Origin of the sequence: Mesorhizobium sp. M7A.F.Ca.US.006.01.1.1 (assembly GCF_003997935.1) — a bacterium.
GTDB lineage: Bacteria > Pseudomonadota > Alphaproteobacteria > Rhizobiales > Rhizobiaceae > Mesorhizobium.
Window position 1 is genome coordinate 1 of the sequence record NZ_RZQL01000063.1, and the last position, 14,538, is coordinate 14,538.

Sequence of the window (14,538 nt, forward strand, 5' to 3'; positions counted from 1 at the left end):
GCTGCGGATCAGGCCGCGGGCCTCGTAGAAATGCAATGCCGACACCGCCACACCGCTGCGCATGGCGACCTGGCCGACCGTCAATTCCGTTACCGGCGCCATTCCCGACTTTCCGCTCCGTTTTTTCTTCTTGACCTCAAGTTAAGTTGAGCTTGTAGCGAAGAAAGATCGTTTGGGCAAATGCAGGAGAAGGCGATGTGCGCCTGGGTAAGAATAGGTGGGGGAAACCCCTGTCGTCGTCGACGACAGGCGTGGTGTTGTCGACGGGTTGCGGATGCTAGCCGAGTTGCCGGATGGCTTCGCCCGCCACCATGGCGACGGACAGCGCGACGTTGATGCTGCGCGCCGCCGCTTGCATGGGGATGGTCAGCCGCGCATCCGCCGCCTGATGGACAGGATCCGGCACGCCTGCGGATTCCCGGCCGAACAGGAGTATGTCGCCTTCGGCGAAGATGAAGCTAGTGTAGGCCGTCGTGGCTTTGGTCGACAGCAGCACCAGCCGGCGCGAACCAGCCTTGCGCCATTCCTCGAAGGCGTGCCAGTCGACATGCCGGGTCAGGGCGGCCATTTCGAGGTAGTCCATGCCGGCTCGTTTGAGCGCTTTGTCGGAGAGCGGAAATCCGGCCGGTTCGATGATGTCGACGCCGAGTCCGAGGCACGCGGCGAAGCGCAGGATTGTTCCGGTGTTGCCGGCAATGTCAGGCTGGTAGAGCGCGATGCGGAGACGACAGTTCATTTCCGCGTCCTTCTAATAAGTGGCGGATCGGCCACAGCGGCCTGGCGGTTTTGGAAATTGCTGGACCTGCGGGTGGCCATTTTCTGCGAAGTCGGGTATACAACCAGCATTGTCAACCCGAACCGATGGAGGGGTAATTCATGATGACCATGCACATCCAGCGCCCCTCTCGTGGGCTTACCTGCCTGCCGGCGGTTTCGGTACGACGATTCTCCTGACTCTCTAAGACTTGATCGCACCGATTCCCGCCGAAACGATTTTTCGGCTCTCGAAGGAATCCTGCGATGTTTTTCAAAAAGTCAAAAGGGCTGAACGCCCCATCTGAAGCTGTCCGGACCGACGATCGTCGTCATGTTCAGACCGACGCAAAGCGTGCCTCCGGCCGAATGCCGGCGGACGATATTGCTTCGCCTTTTTATCTCGATTTTCACACGGAGGACGGACCGATGTTCGATCCCTACAGAATACCGGGCTCGAGGAGCCTGCATATCCACCGACTGCCGACCTGGGCGCTGCTGATCGGCGACACCTATTCGTCGGCGGTTCACGCCGAGGTTCGCCGCCGGCCGCATCGCGGCATGCTGCCGGATGTCGATTTTTCGCGCGCGGTCCCTGACCACAGCCGGCCGTCGCTGGTGCGCCGGATCATCCGGCTGATCAGGCCGGGCGCGAAAAATCGGGCTGGCGGCACCGTGTCGTCAGGATCGTCTGGCGCAGTTGTCGGCGAAAAGCCCGCGAGCCCCTATATTGCGCGAAGCATGGCCGACGGTCCGGGTGATTCTGGACCGTCGGCCCTTGATGCAATGGGTACCGGGGACTTCGTACGCTCACGTGCCGCGTAAGCGGCAAACACATTTCACAGGCATGACTTATGTTGTTGTTTAGCTGGTTTGAAAAAAGGCTCGATCCGTTCCCCGCGGCGGAACCGGTCGAGCCGCCCAAGACGCTGGTTGCCTTCTGCGTGCATTATACGCGCGGCGCGTGGCCCTATATCCTTTTCGACGCGGTGCTGGTGACGGCCATCGCGATCGCGGAAGTATGGATGTTCGGCTTCCTCGGCAGCATCGTCGACTGGCTGTCGGGGCAGAATCGCGAAACCTTCCTGCAGACGGAAGCCTGGAAGCTCGCCGGCATGGCCTTCATCGTGCTGTTCGCGCTGCCGGGCACGGTATGGCTGCATTCGCTGCTCAACCAGCAGACGCTGATGGGCAACTATCCCATGCGCATCCGCTGGCAGGTGCACCGCTATCTGCTCAAGCAGTCGATGAGTTTCTACCAGGACGAGTTCGCCGGCCGCATCGCGACCAAGCTGATGCAGACGGCTCTCGCCGTGCGCGAATGCGTCATCAAGGTGATCGACGTCCTGAACTACGTTATCGTCTATTTCCTCGGCATGCTGCTCATTGTCGGCTCGGCCGACTGGCGGCTGGCCGCGCCGCTCGGCGTCTGGCTGGTCGGCTATATCCTTTTGCTGCGGTTTTTCATTCCCCGGCTGGGCAAGGTCGGCGAGGAACAGGCCAATGCGCGCTCGATCATGACCGGCCGGGTCGTCGACAGCTACTCCAACATCCAGACGGTCAAGCTGTTCAGCCATGCACGCCGCGAAGCGTCATTCGCCAAAGACGGCATGTCCGGCTTTCTCGAAACGGTCTACCGGTCGATGCGGCTGGTGACAGTGCTTTTCGGCTCGCTCTACATACTGAACGCGCTGCTCTTGTTCTCGGTGACCGCGATGGCGCTGTGGCTGTGGCTGGGGCAAGCCGTGACGATCGGCGCGGTCGCCGTGGTCATCGGCCTGGTGCTCAGATTGTGGGGCATGTCGCAATGGATCATGTGGGAAATGTCGGGCCTGTTCGAGAACATCGGCACGGTGCAGGACGGTATCGCCTCGATCTCGCTGCCGCGCCTTGTCGAGGACAGGCCGGACGCGAAGGAGATCAGCGTTTCCAGGGGTGAGATCCGCTTCGAGGACATCCGCTTCCACTACGGCAAGCAGAAGGGTGTGATCGAAGGCCTGTCGCTGGCGGTGAAGCCGGGCGAGAAGGTCGGCATCGTCGGCCGTTCCGGCGCCGGCAAGTCGACGCTGGTCAACCTGTTGCTGCGCTTCTACGACCTCGAAGCCGGGCAGATATTGATCGACGGCCAGGAGATCGCCGGCGTGAAGCAGGATTCGCTGCGTGCGCAGATCGGCATGGTCACGCAGGACACCTCGCTGCTGCATCGTTCGGTGCGCGAGAACATCCTTTATGGCCGACCCGATGCCACCGACGAGATGCTTGTCGAGGCGGCGCGGCGCGCCGAGGCGCTGGATTTCATATCAGGGCTTTCGGATGCCAGCGGCCGCAAGGGCTTCGATGCCCATGTCGGCGACCGCGGCGTCAAATTGTCCGGTGGCCAGCGGCAACGCGTCGCCATTGCTCGCGTTATGTTGAAGGACGCACCTATACTTATCCTTGACGAAGCGACCTCGGCGCTTGATTCCGAAGCCGAGGCGGCGATCCAGGAGAATCTCTACAAGCTCATGCAAGGCAAAACCGTCATCGCCATAGCACACCGGCTGTCGACCATCGCGGCGATGGACAGGTTGGTGGTGATGGACAAAGGTCGTGTCATCGAGGAAGGTTCACACGAGGAACTCGTCGCCAAGGGCGGGCTCTACGCGCAGCTCTGGCTGCGCCAGTCGGGCGGGTTCCTGCTTGAGGACGGTCCCGCCGACGCCGCCAACGACGCACTTGCGAAGGGGCAAGCCGCAGAATGATGGCCGCCGCATGATGACAGCCGTCTATCGCTGGTTCGAGAACTGGGTCTATCCGTTCAGGGAGCCAGCGAATCTTCGGCCGCCGACCAGCGTCGGCGGCTTCCTCTGGCACTATGTCGGCCAGGCGAAATTCGCCTTCTTCGCCATGCTGGTCATCGGCGGCATCGCGCCGCTGGTCGAGGCCGGCCTGTTCTACTTCGTCGGGCGGCTGGTCGATATTCTCGACCAGCTTCCCGCCGAGCGCAGCTGGCACGCACTGTGGGCCGCCGCCGGCCCTGAACTGGTTTTCATGGCCGTGGTGGTGCTGGTCATCCGCACCATCGTCGTTGGCCTTTCGGCGCTGGTCGACGAACAGACGATCACGCCGGGCTTCTATAATCTGGTGCGCTGGCAGGCGCACCGGCATGTCTCGCGCCAGTCCTACGCCTTCTTCCAGAACGATTTCGCCGGCCGCATCGCGACAAAGGTCTGGCAGGCGGGGCAAGCCACCGGCGACCTGATGGAAAGCTTCATCGAGGTCGTCTGGTTCATGATCGTCTATACGGTGACGACGCTGGCGCTGGTCGCAGGCCTCGATCTCAGGCTGGCGGTGCTGGTGGTGATCTGGATTTCCGCTTTCGGCTGGCTGGCCAAGCTCTATTTGCCGGTAATCCGCAAGCATGCCGAGGAAACAGCCGAGGCCGGCTCGATGATCACCGGCCGCATCGTCGATTCCTATTCCAACGTGCAGACGCTGAAACTGTTCTCGGTCGACGGCGACGACCGCTACATCAGGAACGGTTTCGACATCTACCTCGACGCATTGCGCCCGTTCACCCGCCGGCTGACGGGCGTGCGCATGGCGCTGACGACGCTGTCGGGCATCATGATCACGGCGATCGGCTGCTTTGCCGTCTATCTCTGGGTCGAGGGCTCGATCACCGTCGGCGCGGTCGCCTTCACCCTGTCGCTGGTGCTGCGGCTCAACATGCTGCTCGGCCGGCTGATGATGCAGCTCAACAGCATCTTGCGAAACCTCGGTGTGCTGGAGAACTCCAAGGCGCTGATTTCGCAGCCGCTCGGCCTCACCGATGCGTCCGACGCCAAGGAACTCGTGGTGGCAGGCGGGCGCATTGAGGTGAAGAACGTCGAGTTCCATTACGGCAAGGGTTTCGGCGTGCTGAACGGCATCGACCTCGTCGTCAAGCCCGGCGAGAAGGTCGGGCTGGTCGGTCCGTCTGGCGCCGGCAAGACGACCCTCGCCAATCTGATCCTGCGCCTCTACGATCTCGAGAGCGGGTCGATCACCATCGATGGCCAGGATGTCGCCAAAGTCACGCAAAATTCGCTGCGCGCCAATATCGGCGTCGTCAGCCAGGATACGGCGCTGTTCCACCGTTCGCTGCGCGACAACATCAAGCTCGGCATGCCTGACGCGACCGACGCCGAGGTGATCGCGGCGGCGAAAAAGGCCGAGGCGCACGAGTTCATCCTGACCTTGCGCGACAACAGGGACCGCGCCGGCTACGAGGCCTTTGTCGGCGAGCGCGGCGTCAAACTGTCGGGCGGCCAGCGCCAGCGCGTGGCGATCGCCCGCGTGTTCCTCAAGGATGCGCCGATCCTGATTCTTGACGAGGCGACCTCGGCACTCGATTCCGACATCGAGGCGGCGATCCAGGAGAATCTGACGCGGCTGATGGAAAACAAGACGGTCATCGCCATCGCCCACCGGCTGTCGACGATCGCGGCACTCGACCGACTGGTGGTGCTCGATGGCGGCCGCATCGTCGAACAGGGCACGCATGACCAGTTGGTAGCACTCGACGGGCTCTATGCGCGGCTGTGGAAGCGGCAGTCCGGCGGTTTTCTCTATCACGAGGACAGCGTGCTCGAAGAGACACGCCCGGCGGAGTAGCTCCATGGGTGGATCAACAGGCGCCATCTCAGAGGTCGGCTACGTGCTCAAGCGGCTTCGGCCGACCATGCCGGCCTTCGACACGCTGAAGCAAGAGAGCCGGCTGGAAGGCTACTGGATGCTGGTACGCCTTGCGGATGGCTGGGCAAGTGGCCGCAACAAGTTCCTGAAACGGGGCGAGGCGCTATACGGAGCCTGGTATGAAAGGGAACTCGCCGGCGTGTGCGGGTTGAACATCGATCCCTATTTCGAGGGCAGGGGCCAGGGCCGGGTTCGGCACCTGTTCGTCAGTGCGCGCCACCGTCGCGCCGGCCTTGGCCGGATGCTGGTCGAAACCGTTATCGACAGGGCACGTCACCATTTCGCGGCGCTGAACACCCGCGCGCCGCAAGAAGCCTTCGGTTTCTATGAACGGCTTGGCTTTCAGCGCGTGGCAGGCGAAGAGTTCGTCACACACCGCATGGTTTTCGGGAAAGGAGGCTGAAATGTCCTTGCGTCCGCCATCTCATCTTGCCGGCGGCTCGGCCGCCGAAGCCGCCTTCGACGCACTCGGCCATGAAATATTGGCGGAAAAGGCGGCAGCACTTGGCCGCGCCGGCCAGCGGGTAGAGGAAACGCTGGCCAGGCTGCGCGACAATGCCGACGAGCAACTGCGCCCCCTTCTGCTCAAGGATGCCGCCGAGGCGGTGCATGGCTATTTCATCCAGCGCGAGCTGTGCGGCTTGCGCAAGCAAGATGCCGTCATTCGTGAATACAACATCCCGAAAGCGGTGCTGGCCAGGCTCGGCGCGAAATAGGGATCACTCCAGCCATTCGGTGATGAAGCTGCCATTCTCGTGGATGTCGGTCGTTTCCAGCGGGCCTGGGCCGAGATTGGTGAATTTGTGCGGCGTATTGGGGCGCACGATCAGGATCTGGCCGGCGGATGCCTCGATCTCCTGGTCGCCGACGGTGAACAGGCCGGCGCCCTGGCGGATGATGAAGATCTCCGCGTAGGGATGCGTGTGCAGCCGTGGACCGCCGCCGACATTAGGCAGATAGTTGAAGATCAGGCAGGAGTTGGAGCCGTAGGCGCTACATTGCAACTCGCCCTTCCAATGGTCGGAGCGAACAGACCAGGTGTCGCGGTCTATGACGTGTGCCATGATGACAAGGATAGACCCGGCTGGGGCCTTGTGTCGAGCCGAACAAGGGCGTCGGATTTGCGGTTGTTTCCCGGTTGTTTAGTGATGGTTGGCGGCTATCCGGCGTCGTGTTGACCGGCGGCGGATTTTGTCCCCGCGACAATCTGCCCTTGTGCCTTCACCCGTCTGGACAAAAACGGGCTTCACGCATAAACCGAAGTCCAAATGCCGGAGGAATTCGCAAGCCTGTTCGCCATGCGCTGTCGGGTTGGCGTAATTGAGCGGGGAACAAGGCTCAGCCACCGGCACGGAAGAGGCGAAAGGATCAGGCACCCGTGAGCGCAACCGACACCCAGGATCCCAACCGTCGTGATTTTCTCTACGTCGCCACCGGCATGGCCGCAGTGGTCGGCGCGGGTGCTTTCGCGTGGCCGTTCATCGACCAGATGCGCCCCGACGCCTCGACGCTGGCGCTCGCCTCGGTCGAAGTCGACGTCGCCTCGCTGACGCCGGGCATGTCGCTGATCGTCAAATGGCGCGGCAAGCCGGTCGTGGTGCGCAACCGCACCGAACAGGAAATGAAGGACGGCGAGGCGGTCAAGCTGGCCGATCTCAAGGATCCGATCGCCCGCAACGCCAATCTGCCGGCCGACGCACCCGCGACCGACGCCAATCGCACCACGCCCGGCAAGGAAGCGTGGATGGTGATGGTTCAGGTCTGCACGCATCTCGGCTGCATTCCGCTTGGCCAGGAAGGCGATTTCGGCGGCTGGTTCTGCCCGTGCCACGGTTCGCAATACGACACCGCCGGCCGCATCCGCAAAGGCCCGGCGCCTGAGAACATGGCAGTTCCGGTATTCAAGTTCATTTCCGATACCAAGATCCTTATCGGTTGAGGCAGGGGATATTTCGATGAGCGAGGGACACTCGACCTATACGCCCAAAACCGGTCTCGGACGCTGGTTCGATGCCCGCATGCCGCTGCCGCGGCTGGTCTATGACAGCTTCGTTGCCTATCCGGTGCCGCGCAACCTCAATTATGCGTGGACCTTCGGCGGCATCCTGTCGATCATGCTGGTGGCGCAGATCCTGACCGGCATCGTGCTGGCGATGCATTACACGGCCGACACCAATCTGGCCTTCGGCTCGGTCGAGAAGATCATGCGCGATGTGAATTCGGGCTGGCTGTTGCGCTACATGCATTCGAACGGCGCCTCGTTCTTCTTCGTCGCCGTCTACATCCACATCTTCCGTGGCCTCTATTACGGCTCCTACAAGGCGCCGCGCGAACTGCTGTGGATCCTCGGCTGCATCATCTATCTCCTGATGATGGCGACCGGCTTCATGGGCTACGTGTTGCCATGGGGCCAGATGAGCTTCTGGGGCGCCACCGTCATCACCGGCTTCTTCAGCGCCATTCCGCTGGTCGGCGACTGGATCCAGCAGCTGCTGCTCGGCGGCTTTGCCGTCGACAACCCCACGCTGAACCGCTTCTTTGCGCTGCATTACCTGCTGCCGTTCATGATTGCCGGCGTTGTCGTGCTGCACATCTGGGCGCTGCATGTCGTTGGTCAGTCGAACCCGACCGGCATCGAGGTCAAGTCGAAGACTGACACCGTCGCCTTCACCCCCTACGCGACCATCAAGGACGCGTTCGGCATGATCGTGTTCCTGTTCTTCTTCGCCTATTTCGTCTTCTACCTGCCGAACTATCTCGGCCATCCCGACAACTACATCGTCGCCAACCCGCTGAAGACGCCGGCCCACATCGTGCCCGAATGGTACTTCCTGCCGTTCTACGCGATCCTGCGCGCCATCACCTTCAATGTCGGGCCGATCAACTCCAAGCTCGGCGGCGTGCTATGCATGTTCGGCGCCATCGTCATGTTGTTCCTGGTGCCGTGGCTCGACACTTCGAAGGTGCGCTCGGCGGTTTACCGGCCCTGGTACAAGCTGTTCTTCTGGCTGTTCGTGGCCGATGCCATCCTGCTTGGCTGGCTGGGCTCGCAGCCGGCCGAAGGCAGCTATGTGTTCATGGCGCAGATGGCGACATTGTTCTACTTCGCCTTCTTCCTGATCGCGCTGCCGGTGCTCGGCCTGATTGAGACGCCGCGACGGCTGCCGAACTCGATCACCGAGGCAGTGCTCGAGAAGAACAAGGGCGGCAGTGGACATCCGGCGGGCGCCACGGCGGCTCCGGAAACCAAAGGCTGAGCGGGTAGAGAATCTAAGGGGATTTGGCATGAAAAAGATTCTCACCTCGCTGGCGCTGATCGGCCTTGTGGCCGTCGCCGCTGGGGCCGCGGGCACTCGGGCGATCGCCGCCGAAGAGGCACACAACGCTGCAGCGCCCACGCACTTCCCGATCAACGAGCCGAAAGAGATGAAGTGGAGCTTCACCGGCCCGTTCGGCACTTACGACAAGGCGCAGCTGCAGCGCGGCCTCAAGGTCTACAAGGAAGTCTGCTCGGCCTGCCATTCGATGAACCTGGTGGCGTTCCGCACGCTGTCGGACCTCGGCTATTCCGATGCGCAGATCAAGACGCTGTCGGCCGAGTACACGATCCACGACGGCCCCAACGATGCCGGCGACATGTTCGACCGTCCCGGCAAGCCGTCCGACCATTTCCCGCCGCCCTTTGCCAATGAGGAAGCCGCCGCTGCCTCCAATGGCGGTGCTGCTCCGCCCGACATGTCACTGCTGGCCAAGGCACGCGGTGTCGAACGCGGCTTCCCACAGTTCGTCTTCGATATCTTCACCCAGTATGACGCGGGCGGCCCCGACTATATCCATTCGCTGCTGACCGGCTACGACCAGACGCCGCCGGCCGGCATGGTGATCCCGGAAGGCACCCACTACAATCCGTACTTCATGTCCGGCGTGTCGCTGAAGATGCCCATGCCGCTCTCTGACGGCCAGGTCACCTATGATGACGGTGCGCCGCAGACCGTCGACCAGTATTCCCGCGACGTCTCCGCCTTCCTGGCGTGGGCGGCCGAGCCGCATATGGAAGACCGCAAGAAGACCGGTTTTCGCGTTCTGGTGTTCCTGCTTTTGTTCGGCGCGCTGGTCTATCTCACCAAGCGCAAGGTGTGGGAAGGCGTGGCCCACTAGGCCACACAATCAAGTGATCGCATAGGGCGCCGAGAGGCGCCCTTTTGCATTTTCGGAGGCTGGTCATGTCACATGGCCGTCATCGCATCCGGCGATCCTGTGCTGCTCTCATCAAAGGATCGCACCCATGAACAGATACGCATCGCTCGCGGCAGGCCTGCTGCTGCTCATCGTCGGCTCGGCCGCGCAAGCGGAAGACGCCCAGCCCTTCGTCACCAACAAGGATGTCGACCTGACGATGATCCTGCCGCCGCCGCCGGCAAACGATTCGGCGCAGACCAAGGCCGAACTCGGCGAGGTGCTGACTTTGCAGGTGACGCGCACGCCCGAGATGGTCGCCAGCGCGGTGGCCGATGCCGAGGAGAATGTCTGGCGCTTTGCCAATGTCATGGGTCCGAAATTCAACAAGGAAACGCTGCCGAGATTCAGCGCCTTCTTCGACCGCGTCGTGGCCACCGAAGGCGCCGTCGTCGATCCGGCCAAGGATATCTGGAAGCGCCCGCGCCCGCACCAGCTCAGCGACCTCGTCAAGCCGGCGGTCAAGCTGTCGAGCTCCGGTTCCTGGCCGTCCGGCCACGCCACCGTCGGCACCATGATGGGCATCATCCTGTCCGATATGGTTCCGGAAAAGCGCGCCGAGATCATGGCGCGTGCGGCCGAATACGCCCACAACCGAGAGGTCGGCGGCATTCACTATGCGTCCGACGTCGAGATGGGCAGGATTTCGGGCAGCGTCATCGCCGCGGTCCTGCTCAACCGGGACGACTTCAAAGCCGAATATGAAGTGGCCAGGGCCGAGCTTCGTTCGGATCTCGGCATGTAATCTTCGTCAGTCGGAGTAGACCAGAAAGGGGCGCTTCGGCGTCCCTTTTTTTGCTCATGGCCATGTCCGGAGGACAGCTCGAAAAATAGTCCGTTGGCACGGCGACAACAGGTTGATATTCGACGCAGCAACGGCGGCGAGCGACTTGCCCCGGCATGGCCTTTGGAATTCGATGATGCGGCTCAGCGACTGTCACAACTTTTCCGATTTCCGGCGGATGGCACAGCAGCGGCTGCCCGGGCCGATCTTCAATTACATCGATGGCGCGGCCGACGATGAGGTCACCTACCGCCGCAACGCCGCAAGCTTCGAGACCTGTGACCTGGTTCCCAACGTGCTGCGCGGAGTGAGCGAAGTCGACATGTCGGTGACGGTCATGGGCCAGAAGCTGGCGATGCCGTTCTATTGCTCGCCGACCGCCTTGCAGCGTTTGTTCCATCACCAGGGCGAGCGCGCGGTCGCCAGGGCCGCCGCCAAATACGGCACCATGTTCGGTGTCTCCTCACTGGGCACCGTCAGTCTGGAGGAGGCGCGCAGCATCAGCAGCAGCCCGCAGGTCTACCAGTTCTATTTCCATCGGGATCGCGGTCTTAACCGGGCGATGATGCAGCGCGCAAAGGCGGTTGGCGTCGAGGTGATGATGCTGACCGTCGACAGCATCACCGGAGGAAACCGCGAACGCGACAAACGCACCGGCTTTGCCATTCCCTTCAAGCTCAACCTCGCCGGTATGGCACAGTTCGCGCTCAAGCCGGCCTGGGCGATCAACTACTTCACCCATGAGGGGTTCAAGCTGCCGCAGCTCGACGAGCATGTCGACATGGGCGGCGGCACGATGTCGATCAGCCGCTACTTCACCGAGATGCTAGACCCGTCGATGACGTGGGACGACGTCGCCGAGATGGTCAAGCTTTGGGCGGGTCCGTTCTGCCTCAAGGGCGTCATGTCGGTGGAGGATGCAAGACGCGCCGTCGACATCGGCTGCAGCGGCATCGTGCTGTCGAACCATGGCGGCCGGCAGCTGGACGGTTCGCGGGCGGCGTTCGACCAGCTTGCCGAGATCGTCGACGCCGTTGGCGACAGGATCGACGTCATCATGGATGGCGGCGTGCAGCGCGGCACCCATGTGCTGAAGGCGCTGTCGCTCGGTGCCAAGGCCGTTGGTCTCGGCCGCTATTATCTGTTTCCGCTCGCGGCGGCCGGCCAGCCCGGCGTCGAACGGGCGCTTGAGCAGATGCGGGTCGAGATCGAACGCGGCATGAAGCTGATGGGCTGCAGTTCGATCGAACAATTGTCGCGCAACAACCTCCGTTTCAGGTAATCTCGACCCATGAAATCCTCGCTCGAAGACACGCTGCTTGCCGCGATCCGCACCATTCCGGACTATCCCAAGCCCGGCATCCTGTTTCGCGACATCACCACGCTGCTCGGCAATGCGCGCGCCTTCCGCCGCGCCATCGACGAACTGGTGCATCCCTATGCCGGCCAAAAGATCGACAAGATCGCCGGCATCGAGGCGCGTGGATTCATCCTTGGCGGCGCCGTCGCCCACCAGCTCTCGGCCGGTTTCGTGCCGATCCGCAAGAAAGGCAAGCTGCCCTACGAGACGGTGCGCGTCGCCTACAGCCTGGAATACGGGCTGGACGAGATGGAGATGCACAAGGACGGTGTTGCTCCGGGCGAGAAGGTGATCCTGGTCGACGATCTGATCGCCACCGGCGGCACCGCGGAAGCGGCGGTCAAGCTGCTGCGCCAGATTGGTGCCGACATCCTCGCCGCCTGTTTCGTCATCGACCTGCCGGACCTCGGCGGCCGCGCCAAGCTGGAGGCGCTCGGCGTGCCGGTCAGGACGCTGATTGGGTTCGAGGGGCATTAGGTTTCTCCCTCGCCCCGTTTACGGGGAGAGGGAAGCGAAGCGAGCAACGCGAGCGGAGCAGGGTGAGGGGTAGGTACGACCGTCGAGTTTAAGACACCAACGCTGGCGCCGCCCCTCATCCGCCCTTCGGGCACCTTCTCCCCCGTAAACGGGGCGAAGGAAAAAGCTACTCTGTCTTCACCAGCACGGCGCTTTCGAACTCGAGCACCTTGTCGCCGGTGGAATCGAAAGCTTCCGAACACAGCGCCAGCAGCCGCCAGCCGGGGCGCGACGCGATCGGGCGGTGCGACAGTGCGGTGCGCGTGAAGGTGATGGTTTGCCCGGCATAGACCGGCTTCAGCCATTTCAGGTTCCTGAAGCCGGGCGAGGGGCCGAATTCCGGCACCGGGCCGGGGCCGCTCCAGGCTGCTACCTCGGCGTCCATACGGTTTTCCAGATTGAGTTTCATCCAAGTCGCGGCCGTGTGCCAGCCGGATGCGCAGAGGCCACCAAGTACGCTTTTCTTTGCAGCCTCCTCGTCGACATGGAAGATCTGCGGATCGTATTTTAGGGCGAAGGCCTTGATCGCCTCGGGCTCGAATGTGTGCGAGCCGAGCGTGACGGTGGTGCCGATACGGAAGAACTCGTCCAGTGTCATGCTTGGCTCCCCGCGGCATCGCGCGTGAGGAACATGACGGAGTTCTCAAGCTCGAAGACGCTTTCGCCACGCTGGTTGAACAGCTCGCTGCGCATGGTGACGAAGCCGAGTTGCGGCTTCGATTTCGACAGGCGCTTGGCAACAACCACCAGGGTGCCGGTCAGTTGATCGCCGGCCAGGACCGGCTTCTTCCATCTGACCTGATCGACGCCGGGCGCGCCTTGGCAGGTCGAGTCCAGCAGGAAGGCATCGCAGAGCATGCGCATGAACATGGCGCAGGTGTGCCAGCCCGAGGCGGCCAGCCCGCCAAGGATGCTGGCCTTGCCGGCTTCCTCGTCGAGATGCATCGGCTGCGGGTCGAATTCCCCGGCGAATTCGACGATCTCGGCGGCACTCACGAGCTTCGAGCCGAGGTCGATCGACGCGCCCTCGATGAAATCCTCATAGGCCCATGTTTTTATCTCTGCAGTCATGGTCTGGAATCCGGCTTGTCGACCCACGATCCCCAGGATCGGGGTTTCCCGATGCAGGCCGGCGTTCATTTGGTCAAGCGATTTCTACTGCGCCAGCCTGTGGCAGCCGATCGACAAGGCCACTCAGAGCCAGCCGCGGCGGCGGAAATACCAGAAGGGCAGGATCGCCGACAGCACCATCATGGCGATGGCGAAGGGATAGCCAAGTTCCCATTTCAGCTCCGGGATGACGTCGAAATTCATGCCGTAGATCGAGGCGACCAGCGTTGGCGGCAGGAAGATGACGGCGGCGACCGAGAAGATCTTGATGATGGCGTTCTGCTCGATCGAGATCATGCCGAGCGTGGCGTCGAGCAGGAAGGAAATCTTCTGCGACAGGAAGGTGGCGTGGTCGGCGAGCGACAGCACGTCGCGAGACAGCGTCTTGATGCGCGCCTTGGTGTCCTTGCTCATCTTGGTGCGGGTCGAGGCATGGGCGAAAAAGCCTGCCAGGCGCTGCAGCGAGATCAGGCTGTCGCGGATCGAAGACGCGATGTCCTCCTTGCGGCCGATGGCTTTCAACAACCCCTGGAAGTCGCGATTGCGCTTGGAAACCTTGGTCGATCGCGCTTCGAAGATATCGCGCGAGATCGCCTCGATGTCGCGGCCGGCACGTTCCAGAATATCGGCGAGACGGTCGACGATCGCCTCCAGCAAGCCGATCAGGATGGTGTCGCCGCTGGTGCAGCCGGTGGCCACCTTCTCGGCGCGCTGCGGAAAGGTCTTGAAGGCCTTCGGCTCGTGATAGCGCACAGTGATCAGCCTTGTGCCGGCGAGCACGAAGGTGACCGGCGACATCAAGGGATCGTCGACCTCGGTCTGGGCGGGCAGGGTGGCGGTCATGAAATAGGCGCCGTCCTCGACATAGAGGCGGCTCGAAATCTCGATCTCCTCCATCTCCTCGCGCGTCGGAATGGCAACGCCGAGCCAGCTCTCGATCGTCGCTTCCTCTTCCTTTGTCGGGTTGAACAGGTCCGCCCAGACGATGGTCTCACTGTTCGCCAGGAGATCGTCGACGACGCGCAGGCGATCATTGTCCACGACGAAGGCCTTGATCATCGCC

General features: G+C 62.4%; 17 protein-coding genes. 11 read left to right on the forward strand and 6 right to left on the reverse strand.

All coding sequences use genetic code 11. The features are described from left to right. Both EN943_RS13345 and EN943_RS13350 read right to left on the reverse strand, forming a co-directional pair. A partial coding sequence (locus EN943_RS13345; protein ID WP_127412948.1) for a MerR family DNA-binding transcriptional regulator occupies positions 1-102 on the reverse strand: 102 nt, incomplete at its 3' end. 175 nt (positions 103-277) lie between these two features. Next, positions 278-736, reverse strand: coding sequence for a tRNA (cytidine(34)-2'-O)-methyltransferase (locus EN943_RS13350; protein WP_127412949.1), 459 nt, complete (start codon positions 734-736; stop codon positions 278-280). 446 nt (positions 737-1,182) lie between these two features. Here EN943_RS13350 and EN943_RS13355 point away from each other — a divergent pair, with 446 nt between their 5' ends. Genes EN943_RS13355 through EN943_RS13375 form a run of 5 tightly spaced genes read left to right on the forward strand, consistent with a single transcriptional unit; the run spans position 1,183 to position 6,185 of the window. Further along, on the forward strand, positions 1,183-1,578 hold the full coding sequence (locus EN943_RS13355; RefSeq protein ID WP_127412950.1) for a hypothetical protein: 396 nt from the start codon (positions 1,183-1,185) through the stop codon (positions 1,576-1,578). A 29-nt stretch (positions 1,579-1,607) separates the two neighbouring features. Next, positions 1,608-3,494, forward strand: coding sequence for an ABC transporter ATP-binding protein (locus EN943_RS13360; protein ID WP_127412951.1), 1,887 nt, complete (start codon positions 1,608-1,610; stop codon positions 3,492-3,494). A 10-nt stretch (positions 3,495-3,504) separates the two neighbouring features. After that, on the forward strand, positions 3,505-5,388 hold the full coding sequence (locus EN943_RS13365; RefSeq protein WP_127412952.1) for an ABC transporter ATP-binding protein: 1,884 nt from the start codon (positions 3,505-3,507) through the stop codon (positions 5,386-5,388). A 4-nt stretch (positions 5,389-5,392) separates the two neighbouring features. After that, entirely contained in the window at positions 5,393-5,872 is a 480-nt protein-coding gene (locus tag EN943_RS13370; protein WP_127412953.1) for a GNAT family N-acetyltransferase, read from the forward strand. A gap of 1 nt (position 5,873) precedes the next feature. Beyond that, positions 5,874-6,185 carry a DUF6665 family protein gene (locus EN943_RS13375; protein ID WP_127412954.1) on the forward strand — a complete coding sequence of 104 codons (312 nt, stop codon included), beginning with the start codon at positions 5,874-5,876 and terminating at the stop codon, positions 6,183-6,185. 3 nt (positions 6,186-6,188) lie between these two features. On the opposite strand, the gene EN943_RS13380 is transcribed toward EN943_RS13375, so the two are convergent. Further along, the gene (locus EN943_RS13380; RefSeq protein ID WP_127412955.1) at positions 6,189-6,533 is read right to left on the reverse strand and encodes a cupin domain-containing protein; all 345 of its coding nucleotides are present in this window, start codon (positions 6,531-6,533) and stop codon (positions 6,189-6,191) included. Between the two features lie 314 nt (positions 6,534-6,847). Here EN943_RS13380 and petA point away from each other — a divergent pair, with 314 nt between their 5' ends. The 6 genes from petA to EN943_RS13410 all read left to right on the forward strand — a co-directional run bounded on the left by petA (position 6,848) and on the right by EN943_RS13410 (position 12,326). Beyond that, positions 6,848-7,408, forward strand: a complete 561-nt coding sequence (petA, locus tag EN943_RS13385) for a ubiquinol-cytochrome c reductase iron-sulfur subunit (RefSeq protein WP_013529984.1) — start codon at positions 6,848-6,850, stop codon at positions 7,406-7,408. A gap of 16 nt (positions 7,409-7,424) precedes the next feature. After that, on the forward strand, positions 7,425-8,726 hold the full coding sequence (locus EN943_RS13390) for a cytochrome b N-terminal domain-containing protein (protein WP_013529985.1): 1,302 nt from the start codon (positions 7,425-7,427) through the stop codon (positions 8,724-8,726). 28 nt (positions 8,727-8,754) lie between these two features. Then, positions 8,755-9,627 carry a cytochrome c1 gene (locus EN943_RS13395; protein ID WP_127412956.1) on the forward strand — a complete coding sequence of 291 codons (873 nt, stop codon included), beginning with the start codon at positions 8,755-8,757 and terminating at the stop codon, positions 9,625-9,627. A gap of 127 nt (positions 9,628-9,754) precedes the next feature. Continuing rightward, entirely contained in the window at positions 9,755-10,450 is a 696-nt protein-coding gene (locus EN943_RS13400; RefSeq protein WP_127412957.1) for a phosphatase PAP2 family protein, read from the forward strand. A gap of 175 nt (positions 10,451-10,625) precedes the next feature. Continuing rightward, positions 10,626-11,771: an alpha-hydroxy acid oxidase gene (locus EN943_RS13405; RefSeq protein WP_127412958.1), complete on the forward strand. Its 1,146-nt coding sequence runs from the start codon at positions 10,626-10,628 to the stop codon at positions 11,769-11,771. Positions 11,772-11,780: 9 nt separating this feature from the next. After that, positions 11,781-12,326 (forward strand): adenine phosphoribosyltransferase, encoded by a 546-nt coding sequence (locus EN943_RS13410; protein WP_013529989.1) that lies wholly within the window; start codon positions 11,781-11,783, stop codon positions 12,324-12,326. A gap of 166 nt (positions 12,327-12,492) precedes the next feature. Here EN943_RS13410 and EN943_RS13415 read toward each other — a convergent pair whose 3' ends face one another. The 3 genes from EN943_RS13415 to corA form a co-directional block, all read right to left on the reverse strand. Then, positions 12,493-12,963: a MaoC family dehydratase gene (locus tag EN943_RS13415; protein WP_127412959.1), complete on the reverse strand. Its 471-nt coding sequence runs from the start codon at positions 12,961-12,963 to the stop codon at positions 12,493-12,495. Further along, positions 12,960-13,436, reverse strand: coding sequence for a MaoC family dehydratase (locus EN943_RS13420; protein ID WP_127412960.1), 477 nt, complete (start codon positions 13,434-13,436; stop codon positions 12,960-12,962). Before EN943_RS13420 ends, EN943_RS13415 begins: the two co-directional genes overlap by 4 nt. Positions 13,437-13,559: 123 nt before the next feature. After that, entirely contained in the window at positions 13,560-14,534 is a 975-nt protein-coding gene (gene corA, locus EN943_RS13425; RefSeq protein ID WP_127412961.1) for a magnesium/cobalt transporter CorA, read from the reverse strand. Positions 14,535-14,538 lie beyond the last annotated feature (4 nt).

Excerpts from the sequence above, each read along its gene's own strand:
- EN943_RS13390 (WP_013529985.1), top strand. The coding sequence starts at position 7,425 with ATGAGCGAGGGACACTCGACCTATACGCCCAAAACCGGTCTCGGACGC.
- EN943_RS13395 (WP_127412956.1), top strand. The coding sequence starts at position 8,755 with ATGAAAAAGATTCTCACCTCGCTGGCGCTGATCGGCCTTGTGGCCGTC.
- EN943_RS13400 (WP_127412957.1), top strand. The coding sequence starts at position 9,755 with ATGAACAGATACGCATCGCTCGCGGCAGGCCTGCTGCTGCTCATCGTC.
- EN943_RS13415 (WP_127412959.1), bottom strand. The coding sequence starts at position 12,963 with ATGACACTGGACGAGTTCTTCCGTATCGGCACCACCGTCACGCTCGGC.
- EN943_RS13370 (WP_127412953.1), top strand. The coding sequence starts at position 5,393 with ATGGGTGGATCAACAGGCGCCATCTCAGAGGTCGGCTACGTGCTCAAG.
- EN943_RS13365 (WP_127412952.1), top strand. The coding sequence starts at position 3,505 with ATGATGACAGCCGTCTATCGCTGGTTCGAGAACTGGGTCTATCCGTTC.
- EN943_RS13375 (WP_127412954.1), top strand. The coding sequence starts at position 5,874 with ATGTCCTTGCGTCCGCCATCTCATCTTGCCGGCGGCTCGGCCGCCGAA.
- corA (WP_127412961.1), bottom strand. The coding sequence starts at position 14,534 with ATGATCAAGGCCTTCGTCGTGGACAATGATCGCCTGCGCGTCGTCGAC.
- EN943_RS13350 (WP_127412949.1), bottom strand. The coding sequence starts at position 736 with ATGAACTGTCGTCTCCGCATCGCGCTCTACCAGCCTGACATTGCCGGC.
- EN943_RS13410 (WP_013529989.1), top strand. The coding sequence starts at position 11,781 with ATGAAATCCTCGCTCGAAGACACGCTGCTTGCCGCGATCCGCACCATT.
- EN943_RS13380 (WP_127412955.1), bottom strand. The coding sequence starts at position 6,533 with ATGGCACACGTCATAGACCGCGACACCTGGTCTGTTCGCTCCGACCAT.
- EN943_RS13405 (WP_127412958.1), top strand. The coding sequence starts at position 10,626 with ATGCGGCTCAGCGACTGTCACAACTTTTCCGATTTCCGGCGGATGGCA.
- EN943_RS13420 (WP_127412960.1), bottom strand. The coding sequence starts at position 13,436 with ATGACTGCAGAGATAAAAACATGGGCCTATGAGGATTTCATCGAGGGC.
- EN943_RS13360 (WP_127412951.1), top strand. The coding sequence starts at position 1,608 with ATGTTGTTGTTTAGCTGGTTTGAAAAAAGGCTCGATCCGTTCCCCGCG.
- EN943_RS13355 (WP_127412950.1), top strand. The coding sequence starts at position 1,183 with ATGTTCGATCCCTACAGAATACCGGGCTCGAGGAGCCTGCATATCCAC.